General features: G+C 65.6%; 34 protein-coding genes. All 34 read left to right on the forward strand.

Going from position 1 to position 20,398, the window contains the following annotated elements; genetic code table 11:
- Positions 1-40: 40 nt before the first annotated feature.
- A complete protein-coding gene (gene rpsL / locus ACFFGN_RS31945; RefSeq protein WP_012923692.1) occupies positions 41-415 on the forward strand; it encodes a 30S ribosomal protein S12 in 375 nt (124 codons plus the stop codon).
- The gene (gene rpsG / locus ACFFGN_RS31950; protein WP_328990880.1) at positions 415-885 is read left to right on the forward strand and encodes a 30S ribosomal protein S7; all 471 of its coding nucleotides are present in this window, start codon (positions 415-417) and stop codon (positions 883-885) included. The genes rpsL and rpsG overlap by 1 nt, the downstream gene beginning before the upstream one ends.
- A gap of 116 nt (positions 886-1,001) precedes the next feature.
- Positions 1,002-3,062 (forward strand): elongation factor G, encoded by a 2,061-nt coding sequence (gene fusA, locus ACFFGN_RS31955; protein WP_380056124.1) that lies wholly within the window; start codon positions 1,002-1,004, stop codon positions 3,060-3,062.
- Positions 3,063-3,136: 74 nt separating this feature from the next.
- A complete protein-coding gene (gene tuf, locus ACFFGN_RS31960) occupies positions 3,137-4,330 on the forward strand; it encodes an elongation factor Tu (RefSeq protein WP_380055541.1) in 1,194 nt (397 codons plus the stop codon).
- Positions 4,331-4,684: 354 nt separating this feature from the next.
- Positions 4,685-4,993, forward strand: a complete 309-nt coding sequence (gene rpsJ / locus ACFFGN_RS31965; protein ID WP_012923688.1) for a 30S ribosomal protein S10 — start codon at positions 4,685-4,687, stop codon at positions 4,991-4,993.
- Positions 4,994-5,010: 17 nt separating this feature from the next.
- The gene (gene rplC / locus ACFFGN_RS31970) at positions 5,011-5,667 is read left to right on the forward strand and encodes a 50S ribosomal protein L3 (protein WP_380055543.1); all 657 of its coding nucleotides are present in this window, start codon (positions 5,011-5,013) and stop codon (positions 5,665-5,667) included.
- Positions 5,664-6,356, forward strand: coding sequence for a 50S ribosomal protein L4 (rplD, locus tag ACFFGN_RS31975; RefSeq protein ID WP_380055546.1), 693 nt, complete (start codon positions 5,664-5,666; stop codon positions 6,354-6,356). The genes rplC and rplD overlap by 4 nt, the downstream gene beginning before the upstream one ends.
- Complete coding sequence (gene rplW, locus ACFFGN_RS31980; RefSeq protein ID WP_380055549.1) at positions 6,353-6,661, forward strand: 50S ribosomal protein L23; 309 nt, start codon at positions 6,353-6,355, stop codon at positions 6,659-6,661. The genes rplD and rplW overlap by 4 nt, the downstream gene beginning before the upstream one ends.
- Positions 6,661-7,494, forward strand: coding sequence for a 50S ribosomal protein L2 (rplB, locus tag ACFFGN_RS31985; RefSeq protein ID WP_380055552.1), 834 nt, complete (start codon positions 6,661-6,663; stop codon positions 7,492-7,494). Before rplW ends, rplB begins: the two co-directional genes overlap by 1 nt.
- Positions 7,495-7,509: 15 nt before the next feature.
- The gene (gene rpsS, locus ACFFGN_RS31990; RefSeq protein ID WP_012923683.1) at positions 7,510-7,791 is read left to right on the forward strand and encodes a 30S ribosomal protein S19; all 282 of its coding nucleotides are present in this window, start codon (positions 7,510-7,512) and stop codon (positions 7,789-7,791) included.
- Between the two features lie 49 nt (positions 7,792-7,840).
- Positions 7,841-8,293 (forward strand): 50S ribosomal protein L22, encoded by a 453-nt coding sequence (rplV, locus tag ACFFGN_RS31995; RefSeq protein WP_380055556.1) that lies wholly within the window; start codon positions 7,841-7,843, stop codon positions 8,291-8,293.
- Entirely contained in the window at positions 8,293-9,171 is an 879-nt protein-coding gene (gene rpsC, locus ACFFGN_RS32000; RefSeq protein WP_380055559.1) for a 30S ribosomal protein S3, read from the forward strand. The genes rplV and rpsC overlap by 1 nt, the downstream gene beginning before the upstream one ends.
- A 3-nt stretch (positions 9,172-9,174) precedes the next feature.
- Positions 9,175-9,594, forward strand: a complete 420-nt coding sequence (rplP, locus tag ACFFGN_RS32005) for a 50S ribosomal protein L16 (protein ID WP_380055562.1) — start codon at positions 9,175-9,177, stop codon at positions 9,592-9,594.
- The gene (rpmC, locus tag ACFFGN_RS32010; RefSeq protein WP_380055565.1) at positions 9,594-9,890 is read left to right on the forward strand and encodes a 50S ribosomal protein L29; all 297 of its coding nucleotides are present in this window, start codon (positions 9,594-9,596) and stop codon (positions 9,888-9,890) included. The genes rplP and rpmC overlap by 1 nt, the downstream gene beginning before the upstream one ends.
- On the forward strand, positions 9,887-10,183 hold the full coding sequence (gene rpsQ, locus ACFFGN_RS32015; protein ID WP_380055567.1) for a 30S ribosomal protein S17: 297 nt from the start codon (positions 9,887-9,889) through the stop codon (positions 10,181-10,183). The genes rpmC and rpsQ overlap by 4 nt, the downstream gene beginning before the upstream one ends.
- Before the next feature lie 88 nt (positions 10,184-10,271).
- Positions 10,272-10,640 (forward strand): 50S ribosomal protein L14, encoded by a 369-nt coding sequence (rplN, locus tag ACFFGN_RS32020; protein ID WP_020388099.1) that lies wholly within the window; start codon positions 10,272-10,274, stop codon positions 10,638-10,640.
- A 1-nt stretch (position 10,641) separates the two neighbouring features.
- Positions 10,642-11,052, forward strand: coding sequence for a 50S ribosomal protein L24 (rplX, locus tag ACFFGN_RS32025; protein WP_442914241.1), 411 nt, complete (start codon positions 10,642-10,644; stop codon positions 11,050-11,052).
- Positions 11,052-11,624 (forward strand): 50S ribosomal protein L5, encoded by a 573-nt coding sequence (gene rplE, locus ACFFGN_RS32030; RefSeq protein ID WP_380055571.1) that lies wholly within the window; start codon positions 11,052-11,054, stop codon positions 11,622-11,624. The genes rplX and rplE overlap by 1 nt, the downstream gene beginning before the upstream one ends.
- Position 11,625: 1 nt before the next feature.
- Positions 11,626-11,811: a type Z 30S ribosomal protein S14 gene (locus ACFFGN_RS32035; protein WP_328990893.1), complete on the forward strand. Its 186-nt coding sequence runs from the start codon at positions 11,626-11,628 to the stop codon at positions 11,809-11,811.
- A gap of 103 nt (positions 11,812-11,914) precedes the next feature.
- Positions 11,915-12,322 (forward strand): 30S ribosomal protein S8, encoded by a 408-nt coding sequence (gene rpsH, locus ACFFGN_RS32040; protein ID WP_328990894.1) that lies wholly within the window; start codon positions 11,915-11,917, stop codon positions 12,320-12,322.
- Positions 12,323-12,350: 28 nt separating this feature from the next.
- Positions 12,351-12,893 (forward strand): 50S ribosomal protein L6, encoded by a 543-nt coding sequence (gene rplF, locus ACFFGN_RS32045; protein WP_380055575.1) that lies wholly within the window; start codon positions 12,351-12,353, stop codon positions 12,891-12,893.
- Positions 12,894-12,895: 2 nt separating this feature from the next.
- Positions 12,896-13,279: a 50S ribosomal protein L18 gene (gene rplR, locus ACFFGN_RS32050; protein ID WP_380055578.1), complete on the forward strand. Its 384-nt coding sequence runs from the start codon at positions 12,896-12,898 to the stop codon at positions 13,277-13,279.
- 35 nt (positions 13,280-13,314) lie between these two features.
- On the forward strand, positions 13,315-13,914 hold the full coding sequence (gene rpsE, locus ACFFGN_RS32055; protein ID WP_328990897.1) for a 30S ribosomal protein S5: 600 nt from the start codon (positions 13,315-13,317) through the stop codon (positions 13,912-13,914).
- On the forward strand, positions 13,914-14,096 hold the full coding sequence (gene rpmD, locus ACFFGN_RS32060) for a 50S ribosomal protein L30 (protein ID WP_185448308.1): 183 nt from the start codon (positions 13,914-13,916) through the stop codon (positions 14,094-14,096). The genes rpsE and rpmD overlap by 1 nt, the downstream gene beginning before the upstream one ends.
- A 1-nt stretch (position 14,097) precedes the next feature.
- Complete coding sequence (gene rplO / locus ACFFGN_RS32065; protein WP_380055583.1) at positions 14,098-14,538, forward strand: 50S ribosomal protein L15; 441 nt, start codon at positions 14,098-14,100, stop codon at positions 14,536-14,538.
- A 132-nt stretch (positions 14,539-14,670) separates the two neighbouring features.
- A complete protein-coding gene (gene secY / locus ACFFGN_RS32070) occupies positions 14,671-15,972 on the forward strand; it encodes a preprotein translocase subunit SecY (RefSeq protein ID WP_380055586.1) in 1,302 nt (433 codons plus the stop codon).
- Positions 15,972-16,544, forward strand: a complete 573-nt coding sequence (locus tag ACFFGN_RS32075) for an adenylate kinase (protein ID WP_380055588.1) — start codon at positions 15,972-15,974, stop codon at positions 16,542-16,544. The genes secY and ACFFGN_RS32075 overlap by 1 nt, the downstream gene beginning before the upstream one ends.
- Before the next feature lie 14 nt (positions 16,545-16,558).
- Positions 16,559-17,383, forward strand: coding sequence for a type I methionyl aminopeptidase (gene map, locus ACFFGN_RS32080; protein WP_380055591.1), 825 nt, complete (start codon positions 16,559-16,561; stop codon positions 17,381-17,383).
- A gap of 69 nt (positions 17,384-17,452) precedes the next feature.
- Positions 17,453-17,896 (forward strand): DUF1707 SHOCT-like domain-containing protein, encoded by a 444-nt coding sequence (locus ACFFGN_RS32085; protein ID WP_380055594.1) that lies wholly within the window; start codon positions 17,453-17,455, stop codon positions 17,894-17,896.
- Positions 17,897-17,955: 59 nt separating this feature from the next.
- The gene (locus tag ACFFGN_RS32090) at positions 17,956-18,723 is read left to right on the forward strand and encodes a hypothetical protein (protein WP_380055596.1); all 768 of its coding nucleotides are present in this window, start codon (positions 17,956-17,958) and stop codon (positions 18,721-18,723) included.
- A 302-nt stretch (positions 18,724-19,025) separates the two neighbouring features.
- On the forward strand, positions 19,026-19,247 hold the full coding sequence (gene infA, locus ACFFGN_RS32095) for a translation initiation factor IF-1 (protein ID WP_012923661.1): 222 nt from the start codon (positions 19,026-19,028) through the stop codon (positions 19,245-19,247).
- Positions 19,248-19,275: 28 nt separating this feature from the next.
- A complete protein-coding gene (rpmJ, locus tag ACFFGN_RS32100; RefSeq protein ID WP_008361054.1) occupies positions 19,276-19,389 on the forward strand; it encodes a 50S ribosomal protein L36 in 114 nt (37 codons plus the stop codon).
- 187 nt (positions 19,390-19,576) lie between these two features.
- Positions 19,577-19,948 (forward strand): 30S ribosomal protein S13, encoded by a 372-nt coding sequence (gene rpsM, locus ACFFGN_RS32105; protein ID WP_380055600.1) that lies wholly within the window; start codon positions 19,577-19,579, stop codon positions 19,946-19,948.
- Positions 19,949-19,989: 41 nt separating this feature from the next.
- Positions 19,990-20,397 (forward strand): 30S ribosomal protein S11, encoded by a 408-nt coding sequence (gene rpsK / locus ACFFGN_RS32110; protein ID WP_012923659.1) that lies wholly within the window; start codon positions 19,990-19,992, stop codon positions 20,395-20,397.
- The last annotated feature ends 1 nt before the right edge of the window (position 20,398 follow it).

A 20,398-nucleotide genomic window follows, 5' to 3' on the forward strand; every position in this document is an offset into this window, starting at 1 on the left:
GCGCAGAATCCGAACCGGACGACAGAAAGAGAACCACGCGGTGCCCACCATCCAGCAGTTGGTCCGCAAGGGCCGCCAGGACAAGGTGTCGAAGAACAAGACGCCGGCTCTGAAGGGTTCTCCTCAGCGTCGCGGTGTGTGCACGCGCGTCTACACGACGACCCCGAAGAAGCCCAACTCCGCCCTGCGCAAGGTCGCTCGTGTCCGCCTCACCAGCGGCATCGAGGTCACCGCGTACATCCCGGGCGTAGGCCACAACCTGCAGGAGCACTCGATCGTGCTCGTGCGTGGTGGTCGTGTTAAGGACCTTCCGGGTGTCCGGTACAAGATCATCCGCGGTTCGCTCGACACCCAGGGTGTCAAGAACCGCAAGCAGGCTCGCAGCCGTTACGGCGCGAAGAAGGAGAAGAGCTAATGCCCCGTAAGGGACCCGCTCCGAAGCGCCTGGTCATCATCGACCCGGTCTACAACTCGCCGCTCGTCACCAAGCTGATCTCCAAGATCCTGGTCGACGGCAAGAAGCAGATCGCGCAGAACATCGTCTACAGCGCTCTCGAGGGCACTCGTGCGAAGACCGGTACCGACCCGGTCATCACGCTGAAGCGTGCGCTCGACAATGTGAAGCCGAGCATCGAGGTGAAGAGCCGCCGTGTTGGTGGTGCCACCTACCAGGTGCCGATCGAGGTCAAGGCCGACCGGTCGACCACGCTGGCGCTGCGCTGGCTCACGTCGTACTCCCGCGCTCGTCGCGAGAAGACGATGTCCGAGCGCCTGATGAACGAGATCCTGGACGCCTCCAACGGTCTGGGTGCTTCGGTCAAGCGGCGCGAAGACACGCACAAGATGGCCGAAGCCAACAAGGCGTTCGCCCACTACCGCTGGTGAGCCGGGCCCGGATCCGGGCCTGAGACCCTTTTTTGCACGACGGAAGCGAGAGGTAGACCACCGAGGTGGCCGTAGACATCACCACCGACCTGAGCAAGGTCCGCAACATCGGCATCATGGCGCACATCGACGCCGGTAAGACGACGACGACTGAGCGGATCCTGTTCTACACCGGTATCAATTACAAGATCGGTGAAGTCCACGAGGGCGCCGCCACGATGGACTGGATGGAGCAGGAGCAGGAGCGCGGCATCACGATCACGTCCGCCGCGACGACCTGCACCTGGAAAGACCACACCATCAACATCATCGACACCCCGGGGCACGTCGACTTCACGGTCGAGGTGGAGCGCTCGCTGCGCGTCCTCGACGGTGCCGTCGCCGTGTTCGACGGTGTCGCCGGTGTGGAGCCCCAGTCCGAGACCGTGTGGCGCCAGGCCGACCGCTACGGCGTGCCGCGGATCTGCTTCGTGAACAAGCTGGACCGCACCGGCGCCGAGTTCATGCGCTGTGTCGACATGATCGTCGACCGCCTCGCGGCCACGCCGCTGGTGCTGCAGCTGCCGATCGGTTCCGAGTCCGACTTCATCGGTGTCGTCGACCTGGTCGGCATGCGCGCCCTCACCTGGCGTGGCGAGACCACGATCGGTGAGGACTACACGGTCGAGGAGATCCCGGCCACGCACACCGAGGCCGCGGCGCAGTGGCACGACAAGCTGATCGAGACGCTGGCCGAGGCCGACGACGAGATCATGGAGCTGTACCTGGAGGGGCAGGCCCCGACCCAGGAGCAGCTCGTCGCCGGTATTCGCCGCGCCACGCTGGCCAGCAAGCTGACCCCGGTCCTGACCGGTACGGCGTTCAAGAACAAGGGCGTTCAGCCCCTGCTCGACGCCGTCAACGCGTACCTGCCGAGCCCGGTCGACGTACCGGCCATCGACGGTCACGACATCAAGGACGCCGAGGTCGTCGTGCAGCGCCGTCCGGACGACAGCGAGCCGTTCGCGGCGCTGGCGTTCAAGATCGCCGCTGACCCGCACCTGGGCAAGCTGACCTTCATCCGGGTGTACTCCGGCAAGCTCGAGGCGGGTTCGCAGGTTCTGAACCCGACGAAGGGCCGCAAGGAGCGCATCGGCAAGATCTACCGAATGCACGCGAACAAGCGTGAGGAGATCGCGTCGGTCGGCGCCGGCCACATCGTCGCCGTGATGGGTCTGAAGGACACCACCACCGGTGAGACGCTGTGCGACCCGGCCAAGCCGGTTCTGCTCGAGTCGATGACCTTCCCGGCCCCGGTGATCTCGGTCGCCATCGAGCCGAAGTCGAAGGGCGACCAGGAGAAGCTGGGCGTCGCGATTCAGCGGCTCGCCGAGGAGGACCCGACCTTCCAGGTCCGGACCGACGAGGACACCGGCCAGACGATCATCGCCGGTATGGGTGAGCTGCACCTCGAGGTGCTGGTCGACCGGATGAAGCGCGAGTTCCGCGTCGAGGCCAACGTCGGCAAGCCCCAGGTCGCCTACCGCGAGACCATCAAGAAGAAGGTCGAGAAGGTCGACTACACGCACAAGAAGCAGACCGGTGGTTCGGGTCAGTTCGCGCGTGTGATCATCGACATCGAGCCGACTGCCGTCGTCGCCGGCGGTGAGGGCGGTTACGAGTTCGTCAACGCCGTCACCGGTGGCCGCGTCCCCCGGGAGTACATCCCGTCGGTGGACGAGGGCGCGCAGGAGGCCATGGAGTTCGGCGTTCTCGCCGGATACCCGATGGTGGACGTCAAGGTGACGCTGCGAGACGGCGCCTACCACGACGTCGACTCGTCCGAACTCGCCTTCAAGATCGCCGGTTCGATGGCCTTCAAGGACGCGGCCCGCCGCGCCCAGCCGGTCATCCTCGAGCCGATGTTCTCGGTCGAGGTCACCACACCCGAGGCTTACATGGGTGAAGTGATCGGAGACCTCAACTCACGCCGCGGCCAGATCCAGTCAATGGACGAAGGCCCCGGTGGCAGCCGGGTCGTCAAGGCCCTGGTGCCGTTGTCGGAGATGTTCGGGTATGTCGGTGACCTGCGTTCAAAGACTCAGGGCCGCGCGTCCTACTCGATGCAGTTCGATTCCTACGCCGAGGTTCCGAAGAACGTGGCGGAAGAGATCATCAAGAAGGCTCGGGGCGAGTAGTAGTTTCTCTCTCGTTCCGGACTAACCACCCAAAGCGTCGTACGGCGTAGTCAACATTTTCCAGGAGGGCCCCAGTGGCTAAGGCGAAGTTCGAGCGGACTAAGCCGCACGTCAACATCGGCACCATCGGTCACATCGACCACGGTAAGACCACTCTTACCGCGGCGATCACCAAGGTGCTGCACGACAAGTACCCGGACCTCAACGAGGCGTCGGCCTTCGATCAGATCGACAAGGCTCCTGAGGAGCGTCAGCGCGGTATCACCATCTCGATCGCGCACGTCGAGTACCAGACCGAGGCCCGGCACTACGCCCACGTTGACTGCCCCGGGCACGCGGACTACATCAAGAACATGATCACCGGTGCCGCGCAGATGGACGGTGCGATTCTTGTCGTCGCCGCCACCGACGGCCCGATGCCGCAGACCCGTGAGCACGTGCTGCTCGCGCGTCAGGTCGGCGTGCCGGCCATGGTCGTCGCCCTGAACAAGTGCGACATGGTCGACGACGAGGAGATCCTGGAGCTCGTTGAGCTCGAGGTTCGTGAGCTCCTCAGCGAGCAGGAGTTCGACGGCGACAACGTGCCCGTCGTTCAGGTCGCGGCCCACCCGGCTCTGCAGGGTGACGCCAAGTGGGGCGAGTCCATCGTCAAGCTGATGGACGCGGTCGACTCCTACATCCCGCAGCCCGAGCGCGAGGTTGACAAGCCCTTCCTGATGCCGGTGGAGGACGTCTTCACCATCACGGGTCGCGGTACGGTCATCACCGGCCGGATCGAGCGCGGTATCGTCAAGGTCAACGAGACGGTCGACATCGTCGGCATCCGTCCGGAGAAGCAGACCACGACGGTCACCGGTATCGAGATGTTCCGCAAGCTGCTCGACGAGGGCCAGGCCGGTGAGAACGTCGGTCTGCTGCTTCGTGGCACCAAGCGCGAGGACGTCGAGCGCGGCATGGTCGTGATCAAGCCGGGTACGACCACCCCGCACACCAACTTCGAGGCTTCGGTCTACATCCTCTCGAAGGAGGAGGGCGGCCGTCACACGCCGTTCTTCCAGAACTACCGTCCCCAGTTCTACTTCCGCACCACGGACGTCACCGGCGTCGTCACGCTGCCCGAGGGCACCGAGATGGTCATGCCCGGTGACAACACCGACATGACGGTCGAGCTGATCCAGCCGATCGCCATGGAAGAGAACCTGCGGTTCGCGATCCGTGAAGGTGGCCGCACCGTCGGCGCCGGCCGGGTCACCAAGATCATCAAGTGATCTGACGAGGTCCGCGAGGGCTCGAACCTGAGCCCTCGCGGACCTCTGCTTTGCGCTCGGACCGCGGCGAAACAGCCGTGGATCCGGGCGGGAAGCCCCCGATTGGCATTCCGATGCCGATCTCTGGCACAATATCCAGGTTGCTCAGGCGAGGCCGCCGGGGCGCACTGATGATCGTTTCCGATCAGCAGGGGCGCCGGACCGGAGACCATGCCGAGGTTCCGGTCCGAGACCGGGCCCCGATCTCCTTTCCCGGGAAATCTGTGTGCTGACGCGCGTGCCGCGTCCGCGACACACCCGACCGCGGGGGTCGGAGCAACGCAACGAAGACGAAGAGAAGGACGAAGCGAAGCGATGGCGGGACAGAAGATCCGCATCCGGCTGAAGGCCTACGACCACGAGGTCATCGACAGTTCGGCGCGCAAGATCGTCGACACGGTGACGCGTACTGGTGCGAAGGTTGCTGGCCCGGTGCCGTTGCCGACGGAAAAGAACGTGTTCTGCGTCATCCGCTCGCCGCACAAATACAAGGACAGCCGCGAGCACTTCGAGATGCGCACCCACAAGCGGCTCATCGACATCATCGACCCCACTCCGAAGACGGTTGACTCGCTGATGCGTCTCGACCTGCCGGCCGGTGTCGACATCGAGATCAAGCTCTGAGGGAAACGCAGAAACCAATGAGCATTCAGAAGAACACGCGAGGGCTGCTGGGCACCAAGCTCGGCATGACCCAGACCTGGGACGAGAACAACCGAGTCGTCCCCGTCACCGTGATCCAGGCCGGTCCGTGCGTGGTGACCGAGGTTCGTACCTCGGCCAGCCATGGCTACGACGGTGTGCAGATCGCCTTCGGCGACATCGACCCGCGCAAGGTGAAGAAGCCGATGCGGGGCCACTTCGACAAGGCCGGCGTGACTCCCCGCCGCCACCTGCTCGAGCTGCGGACCGCTGACGCCAGCGAGTACGCGCTCGGCCAGGAGATCACCGCCGAGGCGTTCGCCGCCGGCGAGATCGTCGATGTTTCGGCCACCAGCAAGGGCAAGGGCTTCGCCGGTGTCATGAAGCGCCACGGCTTCCACGGCCTCCGCGCCAGCCACGGTGTGCACAAGAAGCACCGTTCGCCGGGTTCCATCGGCGGCTGCGCGACCCCGGGTCGAGTTTTCAAGGGCATGAAGATGTCCGGCCGGATGGGCAACGAGAAGGTCACCACGCAGAACGTGACGGTCCACGCGATCGACACCGAGCGCGGCCTGATCCTGCTCAAGGGCGCTGTCCCCGGCCCCAAGGGCGGCCTCGTGCTGATCCGTAACGCCGCGAAGGGAGCCACCAAATGAGCACCGTTGACGTCGTCGTCGTGAAGGGCGACAAGGTCAGCAAGAAGGGCTCCGTTGAGCTCCCCGCCGAGCTGTTCGACGTCCAGGTCAACATCCCGTTGATCCACCAGGTCGTCGTGGCCCAGCTCGCCGCGGCCCGTCAGGGCACCCACAAGGTGAAGACCCGCGCCGAGGTCTCTGGTGGTGGCGCCAAGCCGTACCGCCAGAAGGGCACCGGCCGCGCGCGCCAGGGTTCGACCCGTGCGCCGCAGTTCACCGGTGGTGGCGTCGTGCACGGCCCCACGCCGCGCGACTACAGCCAGCGGACCCCCAAGAAGATGAAGGTCGCCGCGCTGCGCGGTGCGCTTTCGGACCGCGCTCGTGAGGGTCGCGTCCACGTCGTCGAGCAGTTCGGCGCCGAGGACAAGCCCAGCACGAAGCTCGCGCTCAAGGTGCTGGACGGCATCACCGACCGCGCCAAGGCGCTGGTCGTGCTCGAGCGTGGCGAGGACTTCGCCTGGCTGAGCCTGCGCAACGTGCCGGGTGTGCACCTGATCGCGGCCGACCAGCTGAACCCGTACGACGTGCTTTGCGCGGACGACGTGATCTTCACGCGCGCCGCCTTCGACGCCTTTGTCGCCGGTACGCCGAAGGGCAAGACGGTCAAGGCGACCGCGACCCAGACCGAGGCTGAGGAGGTCGAGGCATGAGCCACCACGGAGTGAACAAGGACCCGCGGGACGTCCTGCTGCGGCCGGTCGTGAGCGAGAAGAGCTACGGCCTGCTGGACGAGCAGAAGTACACCTTCGAGGTGGCCACGGACGCCAACAAGACCGAGATCAAGCTCGCGGTCGAGAAGGTGTTCAAGGTTCGCGTGAAGAACGTGAACACGATCAACCGCAAGGGCAAGCGTCGCCGTACTCGTAACGGCTGGGGCAAGCGTGCGGACACCAAGCGAGCGATTGTCAGCCTCTCGGGCGACGACCGCATCGACATCTTCGGAGGCCAGTCGTAATGGGTATCCGCAAATACAAGCCGACAACGCCGGGCCGTCGTGGCTCCAGCGTGGCCGACTTCGTCGAGCTCACCCGTTCGACCCCCGAGAAGTCGCTGCTCCGGCCGCTGCCCAAGAAGGGTGGCCGGAACGCCTCCGGCAAGATCACCGCTCGTCACCACGGTGGCGGCCACAAGCGGGCCTACCGGATCATCGACTTCAAGCGCTACGACAAGGACGGCGTGCCGGCCAAGGTCGCGCACATCGAGTACGACCCGAACCGCACCGCGCGGATCGCACTGCTGCACTACGCCGACGGTGAGAAGCGCTACATCCTCGCCCCGGCCAAGCTGGAGCAGGGCACGGTCGTCGAGAACGGCCCGACCGCCGACATCAAGGTTGGCAACAACCTGGCGCTGCGCAACATCCCGGTCGGTTCCACGGTTCACGCCGTCGAGCTGCGTCCGGGCGGTGGCGCCAAGATGGCCCGGTCCGCCGGAGCGAGCGTTCAGCTGGTCGCCAAGGAAGGCAAGATGGCGACGCTGCGCATGCCGTCCGGTGAGGTCCGCCTGGTCGACGTCCGCTGCCGCGCCACCCTCGGTGAGGTCGGCAACGGCGAGCAGTCGAACATCAACTGGGGCAAGGCCGGCCGGATGCGCTGGAAGGGCAAGCGCCCGACCGTCCGTGGTGTCGCCATGAACCCGGTCGACCACCCGCATGGTGGTGGTGAGGGTAAGACCTCGGGTGGTCGTCACCCGGTGTCGCCGTGGGGCAAGCCTGAGGGCCGCACCCGTACCCGCAAGGAAAGCGACCGCATGATCGTCCGGCGCCGCAAGGCCGGCAAGAAGCGCTGATAGGGAGCCGGACAGATGCCACGCAGCCTCAAGAAGGGCCCGTTCGTCGACCACCACCTGATGAAGAAGGTGGAGGTGCAGAACGAAAAGGGCACCAAGAATGTCATCAAGACCTGGTCTCGCCGATCGATGATCGTGCCGGACATGATCGGTCACACGCTCGCGGTGCACGACGGTCGCAAGCACGTACCGGTGTTCGTGACGGACGCGATGGTCGGGCACAAGCTCGGCGAGTTCGCCCCGACCCGGACGTTCAAGGGTCACGAAAAAGACGACCGCAAGGCACGGCGTCGCTGACGCCTAGCGTCAACGACGAAGCCAGCACCCGACGGAGAGATCGAACATCATGAGCGTTATGGAGCGTAGGGCCACCAGTGCCCGTCGCGAGAGCCTGTTGGGCGACGAGCCCGGGGCCTTCGCGGTCGCGCGCTTCGTCCGCGTGACGCCGATGAAGGCGCGTCGCGTGGTCGACCTAGTGCGCGGCATGGGCGTCGACGACGCACTCGCCACTCTGAAGTTCGCCCCGCAGGCCGCTGCCGCGACCGTGTACAAGGTCGTCGACAGCGCCGTGGCGAACGCCGAGAGCACCGAGCACCTGAGCCGGGCCGACCTGGTCGTGGCGCAGGCCTTCGTGGACGAGGGACCGACGCTGAAGCGTCACCGCCCCCGTGCGCAGGGTCGCGCCACCCGGATCGACAAGCGGACCAGCCACATCACCGTGGTCGTGGCCCCGCGCGTCGAGGCCGAGCCCGCGAAGCCGGCCGAAAAGGCCGCTGAGAAGAAGGGCAGGACCCGATAGTGGGCCAGAAGGTAAACCCGCACGGGTTCCGTCTGGGTATCAGCACGGATCACAAGAGCCGCTGGTACGCCGACAAGCTTTACCGCGACTACGTGGGCGAGGACGTCAAGATCCGCCGCCTGCTGGGCAAGGGCATGGAGCGCGCCGGTATCTCCCGTGTGGAGATCGAGCGCACCCGTGACCGCGTCCGCGTGGACATCCACACCGCCCGTCCGGGCATCGTCATCGGCCGCCGCGGCGCCGAGGCCGACCGGATCCGGGGCAGCCTGGAGCAGCTCACCGGCAAGCAGGTGCAGCTGAACATCCTCGAGGTCAAGAACGGTGAGACGGACGCTCAGCTCGTCGCGCAGGGCGTGGCCGAGCAGCTGTCCGGCCGGGTCGCGTTCCGTCGTGCGATGCGCAAGGCGATGCAGACCACCATGCGGGCCGGTGCCCTCGGTATCCGGATCCAGTGCTCCGGCCGTCTCGGCGGCGCCGAGATGTCCCGCTCGGAGTTCTACCGCGAGGGTCGCGTCCCGCTGCACACGCTGCGCGCGGACATCGACTACGGCTTCTACGAGGCCCGCACGACCTTCGGCCGCATCGGCGTGAAGGTCTGGATCTACAAGGGCGACGTGTCCGGTAGCCGCGCCGAGCGGGAGGCGCAGGCAGCTGCCCGCGCCGCAACGCAGGGCCGTGGCCGTCCGGCTCGCCGTGACGGCGCCGGTGGTGGCCGTGGTGGCGAGCGCGGCGGCGACCGTGGCGGACGCCGTGATGACCGTCGTGACGGTGGCGCGGCCAAGGCAGAGGCCCCCAAGGCTGAAGCCCCCACCGCTGACGCTTCCAAGGTTGGCGCGCCGGCCGAGAAGCCGGCCGAGACGACCGGAACGGAGAGCTGACCCATGCTCATCCCCCGCAAGGTCAAGCACCGCAAGCAGCACCACCCGAAGCGTTCGGGTGCGGCCAAGGGCGGCACCACGCTGGCCTTCGGTGACTTCGGCATCCAGGCACTGGAGAGCCACTACGTCACCAACCGTCAGATCGAGTCCGCTCGTATCGCGATGACCCGGCACATCAAGCGTGGCGGAAAGGTCTGGATCAACATCTACCCGGACCGCCCGCTGACCAAGAAGCCGGCCGAAACCCGCATGGGTTCCGGTAAGGGGTCGCCCGAGTGGTGGATCGCGAACGTCAAGACCGGTCGCGTCATGTTCGAGCTCTCGGGTGTGCCCGAGGACGTCGCCCGTGAGGCCATGCGCCGCGCGATCCACAAGTTGCCGATGAAGTGCCGCTTCATCACCCGAGAGGCAGGTGAGAACTGATGGCCACCCTGAGCGCCGCCGAGTTGCGGAATCTCAGCAAGAACGAACTGCTGGAAAAGCTGGGTAACGCCAAGGAGGAGTTGTTCAACCTCCGGTTCCAGGCTGCCACCGGACAGCTGGAGTCGCACGGCCGGCTGCGGGCCGTCCGCAAGGACATCGCCCGGATCTACACGGTGCTGACCGAGCGTGCGCTCGGCATCACCGAAGAGGTCGACGCGGATGTCGCGCCGGCCGACGCAGCCGACGTCGAGACTGACGCCGACGCCGAAAAGGCTGAGGCCGGGAGCAAGGCATGACCGAGAACACAGCTAAGGACGACACCGTGACCACTGTCGAGGCGCGCGGCCGCCGCAAGACCCGTGAGGGTCTGGTGCTGAGCGACAAGATGGACAAGACCGTGACCGTCGAGGTCGAGGACCGGGTCAAGCACAAGCTGTACGGCAAGGTCATCCGCCGCACCAGCAAGCTGAAGGCTCACGACGAGCAGAACGCCGCCGGCATCGGCGACCGCGTCCTCCTGATGGAGACCCGGCCGCTGTCCGCTACCAAGCGTTGGCGCGTCGTCGAGATCCTCGAGAAGGCCAAGTAATTTCAGGCCCGGCAGTACCCATCCGAATTATTCGTTCCGCAAGGCTCACCGAGCGTGAGAACCGGCGAGACAACCAGGAGATAAACCGATGATCCAGCAGGAGTCGCGACTGAAAGTCGCCGACAACACGGGTGCCAAGGAGATCTTGTGCATCCGCGTTCTCGGTGGCTCCGGTCGGCGCTACGCCGGTGTCGGCGACACGATTGTCGCCACCGTCAAGGACGCGATCCCCGGCGGCGGTGTCAAGAAGGGCGACGTCGTGAAGGCCGTCATCGTGCGCACCGTGAAGGAGCGCCGGCGTCCGGACGGCTCCTACATCCGGTTCGACGAGAACGCCGCGGTGATCTTGAAGGCCGATGGCGAGCCGCGCGGTACCCGCATCTTCGGGCCGGTCGGCCGGGAGCTGCGCGAGAAGAAGTTCATGAAGATCATCTCGCTCGCTCCGGAGGTGCTCTGAGATGGGCCAGAAAGCACAGGCCAAGGTGCAGCGTTCGCTGCACGTGAAGAAGGGCGATGTCGTTCGCGTCATCGCCGGCAAGTCCAAGGGGCTGGAGGGCAAGATCATCCAGGTCCTGCCCGAGGCTGAGAAGGTCATCGTCGAAGGCGTGAACCGGGTCAAGAAGCACACCAAGGTGCAGCAGGCCCAGCGCGGCGGCACCACTGGTGGCATCGTCACGCAGGAGGCACCGATCCACGTCTCCAACGTGATGCTGCTGGTCGAGGTCACCGACGAGGACGGCAAGAAGCGCAAGGTCACTACTCGCGTGGGTTACAACCGCGTAGAGGTGCAGAAGCGCCGCCCCGACGGTTCGACGTACACCGGGTTCCGCAGCGTGCGTATCGCGCGCCGCACCGGCGAGGAGATCTGATGACGACCGCGACGACGGAGACCAAGCAGGTCCCGCGGCTGAAGACGAAGTACCGCGAGGAGATCCTTCCGAAGCTCCGCGAGGAGTTCGAGTTCGAGAACGTCATGCAGGTGCCCGGGCTCACCAAGATCGTGGTGAACATGGGTGTCGGCGAGGCGGCTCGCGACTCGAAGCTGATCGACGGTGCGGTGAAGGACCTGGCGGCGATCACCGGGCAGAAGCCCCAGGTGACCAAGGCCCGTAAGTCGATCGCGCAGTTCAAGCTGCGCGAGGGCATGCCGATCGGTGCGCACGTCACGCTGCGCGGCGACCGGATGTGGGAGTTCCTGGACCGGCTGCTCGCCCTGGCGCTGCCGCGGATCCGTGACTTCCGGGGTCTGTCGAGCAAGCAGTTCGACGGCAACGGCAACTACACCTTCGGTCTGACCGAGCAGGTGATGTTCCACGAGATCAACCAGGACAAGATCGACCGGGTGCGCGGTATGGACATCACCGTGGTGACCACCGCCAAGAACGACGACGAGGGGCGCGCGCTGCTGCGGCAGCTCGGCTTCCCGTTCAAGGAGAACTGACGTGGCGAAGACAGCACTCATTGTCAAGCAGGCCCGGAAGCCGAAGTTCGCGGTGCGGGGTTACACCCGCTGCCAGCGCTGCGGCCGGCCCAAGGCGGTCTTCCGCAAGTTCGGCCTCTGCCGGATCTGCTTGCGTGAAATGGCGCACCGCGGCGAACTGCCCGGTGTCACCAAGTCCAGCTGGTGAATCCAGCCGGTCGCTGTTCCAGCACTGAATTCTTCAATCGAAACCATCTAGTCACCGTAGGTCGCCGGCCGGCGAAACCACGGCGGGAAAGAGGCCCCAGGCCATGACGATGACCGACCCGATCGCAGACATGTTGACACGTCTGCGCAACGCCAATCAGGCGTATCACGAGTCGACCCAGATGCCGTACAGCAAGATCAAGCAGGGTATCGCCGACATCCTCCAGCAGGAGGGTTACATCTCGGCCTACAAGGTCGAGGAGCCGAAAGAAGGCGCCGTCGGCAAGACCCTGGTGGTCGACCTGAAGTTCGGTCCGAGCCGTGAGCGCTCGATCGCGGGCGTCCGCCGGATCAGCAAGCCTGGTCTGCGGGTTTACGCGAAGTCGACCAACCTGCCCAAGGTGCTCGGTGGCCTGGGCGTCGCGATCATCTCGACGTCACAGGGACTGCTCACGGACAAGCAGGCCAAGAACAAAGGCGTAGGCGGAGAAGTTCTCGCCTACGTCTGGTGACGGAAGAACCGGAAGGAGGACCTCAGTCATGTCTCGCATTGGCAAGCTCCCGATCACGGTCCCGTCCGGCGTCGACGTCACGATCGACGGCCAGACGGTCACGGTGAAGGGCCCCAAGGGCACGCTCTCGCACGAAGTTGCGGAGCCCATCGTTGTCGCCCGGGACGAGGACGGCACCCTTGCCGTTTCGCGCCCGAACGAGCAGCGCAAGAGCAAGGAACTGCACGGCCTGTCGCGCACGCTGGTCCACAACATGGTGGTCGGCGTGACGGACGGCTACGAGAAGAAGCTCGAGATCGTCGGTGTCGGTTACCGCGTCCTGGCCAAGGGACCGAACCAGCTGGAGTTCTCGCTCGGTTACAGCCACACGATCACGGTGGACGCCCCTGAGGGCATCACCTTCGCGGTGGAGTCGCCGACCAAGTTCTCGGTGCAGGGAATCGACAAGCAGTCGGTCGGCGAGGTCGCTGCCAACATCCGCAAGCTGCGCAAGCCTGAGCCCTACAAGGGCAAGGGCGTGCGGTATGCGGGCGAGCAGGTTCGCCGCAAGGTCGGAAAGGCTGGTAAGTAGTCATGGCCATCGGTCTGCGTGCGAACAAGCACACCGCGAAGAAGACCGCATCGCGTCTGCGTCGTCAGATGCGCGTGCGCAAGAAGGTCAACGGGACGGCCGAGCGGCCGCGCCTCGTGGTCACGAAGTCGTCGAGGCACCTGTTCGCTCAGGTCATCGACGACGTGGCCGGCGTCACCGTCGCATCTGCTTCCACCATGGAAGCCGACCTGCGCGGTGCCGACGCCAACAAGACTGACAAGGCCAAGACCGTCGGCGGCTTGCTCGCCGAGCGGGCGAAGGCTGCAGGCGTCGACACGGTCGTTTTCGACCGGGCCGGCAACAAGTACCACGGCCGCATCGCGGCCCTAGCTGATGCCGCTCGTGAGGGCGGCCTCGGCTTCTGACCGGCGACACAAACACAGGAAGAGGGTAGTTCGACATGAGCGGAGGCCAGCAGCGTCGCGGAGGCGGCGCCGGTGGTGAGCGCCGTGGCCGCGACGGTGGTCGTGGTGCGGCAGCTGACAAGACCGCCTACATCGAGCGCGTGGTAGCCATCAACCGTGTCGCCAAGGTCGTGAAGGGTGGTCGTCGCTTCAGCTTCACCGCCCTCGTGGTCGTTGGTGACGGTGATGGCACCGTCGGTGTCGGTTATGGCAAGGCCAAGGAGGTGCCCGCGGCGATCGCCAAGGGTGTCGAGGAGGCCAAGAAGTCGTTCTTCAAGGTGCCGAGGATTCAGGGCACCATCCCGCACCCGGTGCAGGGGGAGAAGGCGGCCGGCGTGGTCATGCTGCGCCCGGCTGCTCCCGGTACCGGTGTGATCGCGGGTGGTTCGGCGCGTGCGGTTCTCGAGTGCGCCGGAATCCACGACATCCTGAGCAAGTCGCTGGGCTCGTCCAACGCGATCAACGTGGTTCACGCCACCGTTGCCGCGCTGCGCAGCCTGGAGACCCCCGAGGCCGTGGCTGCTCGCCGTGGTCTTCCGGTTGAGCACGTCGCTCCGGCGGCTCTGCTGAAGGCGCGGGCGGAGGCGGTTTCCTGATGGCACGCTTGAAGGTCACCCAGACCCGTTCCGGCATCGGTGGCAAGCAGAACCAGCGCGACACGCTGCGCACCCTGGGCGTCAAGCGGATCGGCGATGTCGCCGTTCACGATGACCGTCCCGAGATTCGCGGCATGGTGCGTGCGGTTCGCCACCTCATCACCGTCGAGGAGGTCGACTGATATGACGCTCAAGGTTCATCACCTGCGTCCGGCTCCCGGCGCCAAGACCGCCAAGACCCGCGTGGGTCGTGGTGAAGGCAGCAAGGGTAAGACGGCCGGTCGCGGTACCAAGGGCAGCAAGGCCCGTAACAACATCCCCGAGCACTTCGAGGGTGGGCAGATGCCGCTGCACATGCGGCTGCCGAAGCTGAAGGGCTTCAAGAACAGGAACAAGGTCGAGTTCCAGGTCGTTAACCTGGACAAGCTCGGTCAGCTCTTCCCCGAGGCGACCGAGGTCAGCGTTGCTGATCTCGTCGCCAAGGGCGCGGTCCGCGAAGGTCGTCCGGTGAAGGTACTGGGCGACGGTGAGCTGACCGTTGCGCTTCAGGTTTCGGTGCACAAGTTCTCGCAGTCCGCCAAGGAGAAGATCGCGGCGGCCGGGGGATCCACCACCGAGGTGTGAATTGACCAGGGCTCGTGCGGACGCTGGTGATGCTATTGTCACGCGGTGTTCCGGACGAGCCCTGGTTCGTCTCTTGCCCAGCTGTGTTAGGCCCTGCCACCCTCGGGTGCGGGAAACTTGTGGGAGGACAGGGTGTTAGGCGCCTTCGCCAATGCGTTCAAGACTCCGGACCTGCGCCGGAAGATCTTCTTCGTACTCTTCATCATCGTGATCTTCAGGATCGGGTCGGTCGTACCGGCCCCTGGGGTCAACGTTCAGTCCATCGACACCTGCATCAAGGACTCCGCAGGTGGGGCGAACGCCAACCTCTACAGCCTGATCAACTTGTTCTCCGGTGGGGCACTGCTGCAGCTCGCGATCTTCGCGCTGGGCATCATGCCGTACATCACCGCGAGCATCATCCTCCAGCTGCTCACCGTGGTGATCCCGCGGCTTGAGACGCTGAAGAAGGAGGGTCAGGCCGGTCAGACCAAGATCACCCAGTACACGCGCTTCCTGACCGTCGGTCTGGCCATCCTGCAGGCGACCGCCTTCGTGGCGCTCGCGCGGACGCCCGGCCAGCTGTTCCAGGGCTGTAACCTGCCGCTGCTGTACGAGAACGACTGGTTCACGGTTTCGGTGATCGTGCTCACGATGACCGCCGGAACCGGTGTGGTCATGTGGCTCGGCGAGCTGATCACCGACCGTGGTGTCGGTAACGGTATGTCGATCCTGATCTTCACCCAGATCGTCGCCACCTTCCCGACCCAGCTGTGGAACATCCGCAAGGAAAAGGGTCTGGACGTCTTCTTCATGGTGATCGTGATCGGTCTGATCATCATGGCCGCGGTCATCTTCATCGAGCAGGCCCAGCGCCGGATCCCGGTGCAGTACGCCAAGCGCATGGTCGGCCGCAAGATGTTCGGCGGCACGTCGACGTACATCCCCCTGAAGGTCAACCAGGCCGGCGTCATCCCGGTGATCTTCGCCTCCAGCCTGATGTATCTGCCGGTGCTGATCAGCCAGTTCCGCAAGGACGAGAAGTGGGCGCAGTGGATCCAGACGAACTTCGTTCGCGGAGACCACCCGTACTACATGCTCGCCTTCGTCGCGCTGATCATCTTCTTCACCTACTTCTACGTCTCGATCACCTTCAACCCGAAGGAAGTCGCGGACAACATGAAGAAGTACGGCGGCTTCATTCCCGGTATCCGGGCAGGCACGCCGACCGAGGAGTACCTGGGATATGTTCTTTCCCGGATCACCTTCCCGGGTGCGATCTACCTGGCGATCGTCTCGCTGATCCCGTTGATCGCGCTGGTTCTCGTCGACGCGAGCCAGAGCTTCCCGTTCGGTGGTACCTCGATCCTGATCATGGTCGGTGTCGGTCTTGACACCGTGAAGCAGATCGAGAGCCAGTTGCAGCAGCGTAACTACGAAGGGTTCTTGCGCTGATGAGAATGTTGCTGATGGGCCCGCCGGGTGCGGGAAAAGGGACGCAGGCAAAGGTGCTTGCGGAGCGTCTCGGCGTCCCGGCGGTGTCCACCGGCGACATTTTCCGAGCAAACGTGAAGGAACAGACTGCTCTCGGCCTCGAGGCCAAGCGGTACATGGACGCCGGGGACTACGTTCCGGACGAGGTCACCAACGCGATGGTGCGTGACCGCCTCTCCGCGGCCGACGCCGACCCCGGCTTCCTGCTCGACGGTTATCCCCGCACGGTCGCCCAGGTGAGCACGCTCGACGAGATCCTCGCCGAGCACGGTCATCGCCTGGACGCGGTTGTCGCGCTGACCGCCGACACCGAGGTACTGGTGGACCGGATGCTGCGCCGCGCCAAGGTCGAGGGCCGCAGCGACGACTCCGAGGACGTCGTCCGGCACCGCCAGGAGGTGTACGCCGCGGAGACCGCTCCGCTGCTGCAGGTGTACGCCGAGCGCGGTCTGCTGGTCGAGGTCGACGGCGTGGGCGAGATCGACGAGGTCAGCGAGCGCGTCCTGACCGCCCTGAAGACGCTCGAGAATTAATCGAGTGATTTGCAGTGATTTTTAGAGACCGCGGGATCGAGATCAAAACCCGCGAACAGATCATCTCCATGCGTGCGGCCGGTCTGGTGGTCGGCCGCACGCTGGAGCTGCTGCGCGGCGAGGTCCGGCCGGGCATCAGCACCGGTGAACTGGACAAGATCGCCGAGGACAGCATCCGCTCCGCGGGCGCCTCGCCGTCGTTCAAGGGCTATCACGGTTTCACCGGCTCGATCTGCGCCTCGGTGAACGAGGAGATCGTGCACGGCATTCCGGGGGACCGGGTGCTGCAAGAAGGCGACTTGATCTCGATCGACTGTGGCGCCATCGTCGACGGCTGGCACGGCGACGCGGCGATCACGGTGCCGGTCGGTGCGGTCGACCCGGCCCTGCTGGACCTGGCCCGGGTCTGCGAGGAGTCGATGTGGCGGGGGTTCGCCGCCGCCAAGCTGGGCGGCCGGCTCACGGACATCTCCGCGGCCGTCGAGCAGCACGTGCGGGCGCAGTCCAACTACGGCATCGTGACGGACTTCGTCGGCCACGGCATCGGTTCGGCCATGCACCAGCCGCCGAACGTGCCGAACTACGGCAAGCCGGGCCGTGGGCCGAAGCTGGTCGAGGGTCTCGCCCTGGCCGTCGAGCCGATGCTGACCCTCGGCAAGCAGGACAACCACACCCTGGACGACGACTGGACCGTGGTGACCGATGACGGTCAGGCCTCGGCGCATACCGAGCACACCTTCACGCTCACTCCGCAGGGCCCGTGGATCCTCACCGCGCTGGACGGTGGCGAGGCCAAGCTGGCCGAACTCGGCGTCAGCTGCGGCGCGCTGACCGACTGAGCTGATCTCCACCCGCTCGTCCACCGTCAGAGGGACGCGCACGCTCCCAGCCTGAGGCAGACTGGCCCCATGCCCAGTAAGTACCAGCCACACGAGCGTTTCAGTGAGAGCGACCGCGACAAGATCGCGGGCCGGCTCCGGGACGCCTTCGCCGACGGGCGGCTGGACCAGCCTGAGTTCAACACCCGGCTGGACCGTCTCTACTCCAGCTCGACGTACGGCGAGTTGGAGCCGCTGGTCCGGGACCTCCCGCCGGTGCGCACGCACAGTACGCCGGCCGTGGCGCGCCAGGTCACTCCGGCGCCCGCCCCCGGCACTTTCCCGGAGCGGAAGAAGGAAACGCACCCGGTGCTCGCGGCAGCCGGCGGGTTCGGCTCGATCGTGCTGCTGAACGTGCTGATCTGGTTTGTCATCGGGGTCGCCAACGGCGGCAACTGGCCGAACTTCTGGCCGGTCTGGCTGCTCATTCCCTGGGGTGTCATCACCCTGGGCGCGCTCGGCAAGCGCGACTGAGCGTGGGTTCGTCCCAACGCCCCGTCTGGCGGGCTGACGGCACCTGGCGGTTCCGGCAGGTGTCCTGCCTGATCGCGGTGCTCTGGATCGGCGTAGGCCTGGTCGTGGCGCTGCTGCTGATGTACATCGAGCGCGGTCTCGGGTTGCTGGCGCTCGGGATCTGGTTCGTCGGCCTGGTCGCGTTCCCGGTGACGATCGGGCTCATCGACAAGCGGCTGCAAACGGCCTGGCGGGCCGAGGTGACCCGGCGCGGCTGGTTTTTCGCGCCGCAGGCTCCGGAACTCCAGGCCCGGTGGCCGTTCATGCCGTTCAGCGCGGACCCGGAGCCCGAGATCGTGGACGTCACCAGCGGCGTACACCGTGGTCGCCGGTTCTGGCTGGGCCGTTTCCGGTTCGGACTGGGCGATACCAAGGTGGCGTTCGACTTCATCGATCTGGAGATCCAACGGCCGTTGCCCCCGATGCAGGTGGCTCCGGAGTCGTTGACCGGGTTGGTCGCGCCGGGGATACGGCCGCTCGACCTGCATCTGGAGAGCGCCGAGTTCAACGCCCGCTACCGGCTCGTCCGTGGTGAGCCTGCCGTGGTGCACGCCGTACTGCACCCGCGCGTGATGGCTGTACTGCTTGGGGTGCAGCCGTTCGGTTTCGTGACCGAACGTGACAGGTTCGTCGCGGTGATGCCGTCATTCCGCACGCCTGAGACGATCCTTGCCCAGCTCGACGCGGCCTGTGAGATCATCGAACTGATGCCCGAGCACATCTGGCGGGCAGGCGAATCGTGGGTCACCGCCCAGGCGGTCACCCAAGGCGACGACAACGCCAACTGAGGCAGCCGCCAAGGCAGCAGTGCACGGGCGGCGGAGCCGGCCAGGAACCAGGCCGGGAGCGGCGGAGCTCATACCCTGAGCGGCCGTCCGGGACCCCGATTGGATTCCCGCGTGTCGTTCGCGTAAACTCTTTCCTTGGCCCTTTGTGGGCTCTGTTCATGCTGCCCGCGGCTGCTCGCGGCTACTCGACAATGGCACTTCTTGTGGCGTACGTCGGGAGGGCAAACCGTGTTCCAGAGCGTCCAGGTGGCCGTGCGTTACCCGCAAGATTCCAGTCACGTCGTCTACAGAAGTGCGAGGACATGCCCAAAAAAGAGGGAGTCATCGAACTCGAGGGCACCATCGTGGAGGCCCTGCCTAACGCGATGTTCCGTGTTGAGCTGTCCAACGGGCACAAGGTGCTCGCGCACATCAGCGGCAAGATGAGGCAGCACTACATCCGGATCCTCCCCGAGGACCGGGTCGTCGTGGAGCTGTCGCCGTACGACCTCACCAGAGGTCGCATCGTCTACCGGTACAAGTAACCACCCACCTGTCGAAGAAAGAAGCTCGATGAAGGTCAATCCGAGCGTCAAGAAGATCTGCGACAAGTGCAAGGTGATCCGCCGTCACGGCCGGGTCATGGTGATCTGCGAGAACCCGCGGCACAAGCAGCGGCAAGGCTGATTCAGCCCCACCTCGCGAATCACGGCACTTTCGCACCACAACGCGCATGCTCATCCGGCTCACGGGCCGGATGTCGCCCCCGGAACAGAGGCCGGGGCCCTGCTGGTGAAGACAACCTGAGACTCACCAAGGCGGGCAGGGACGCAGCGCGTCACCACACCTCTGCCGACGAAAGGAACACCGCCACATGGCACGCCTCGTAGGCGTCGACCTCCCGCGCGACAAGCGCATCGAGGTCGCCCTCACCTACATCTTCGGTGTAGGTCGTACTCGCGCCCTGAAGACTCTGGAAGCGACCGGTGTATCCGGTGACAAGCGCGTCCACGAGCTGGGTGACGAGGAGCTGGTGAAGCTCCGGGACTGGATCGAAGGCAACTACAAGATCGAAGGTGACCTCCGTCGCGAGGTGACCGCGGACATCCGCCGCAAGATCGAGATCGGGTCGTACCAGGGTCGCCGGCACCGCAGCGGTCTGCCGGTGCGTGGTCAGCGCACGCGGACCAACGCCCGTAGCCGTAAGGGTCGTCGTAAGGCGATCGCCGGCAAGAAGAAGAAGTGACCCGGATGACCAGCCTCGACGTTTCCAGGAGCAACTGACTTATGCCTCCCAAGAGCCGCACAGCGGCCGGCGCGAAGAAGGTGCGCCGCAAGGAGAAGAAGAACGTGGCCGCCGGCCACGCGCACATCAAGAGCACGTTCAACAACACGATCGTGACGATCACCGACCCGACCGGCGCGGTCATCTCGTGGGCATCCGCGGGCACCGTTGGCTTCAAGGGCTCGCGCAAGTCGACCCCGTTCGCCGCGCAGATGGCCGCCGAGGCCGCTGGGCGTCGCGCGATGGAGCACGGCATGCGCAAGATCGACGTCTTCGTGAAGGGTCCGGGCTCCGGCCGCGAGACCGCGATTCGTTCGCTGGGTGCGGTCGGCCTCGAGGTCGGCACCATTCAGGACGTCACCCCGACCGCCCACAACGGATGCCGTCCGCCCAAGCGGCGCCGGGTCTGAC

Source organism: Kribbella deserti (assembly GCF_042434725.1).
GTDB classification, from domain to species: domain Bacteria; phylum Actinomycetota; class Actinomycetes; order Propionibacteriales; family Kribbellaceae; genus Kribbella; species Kribbella deserti.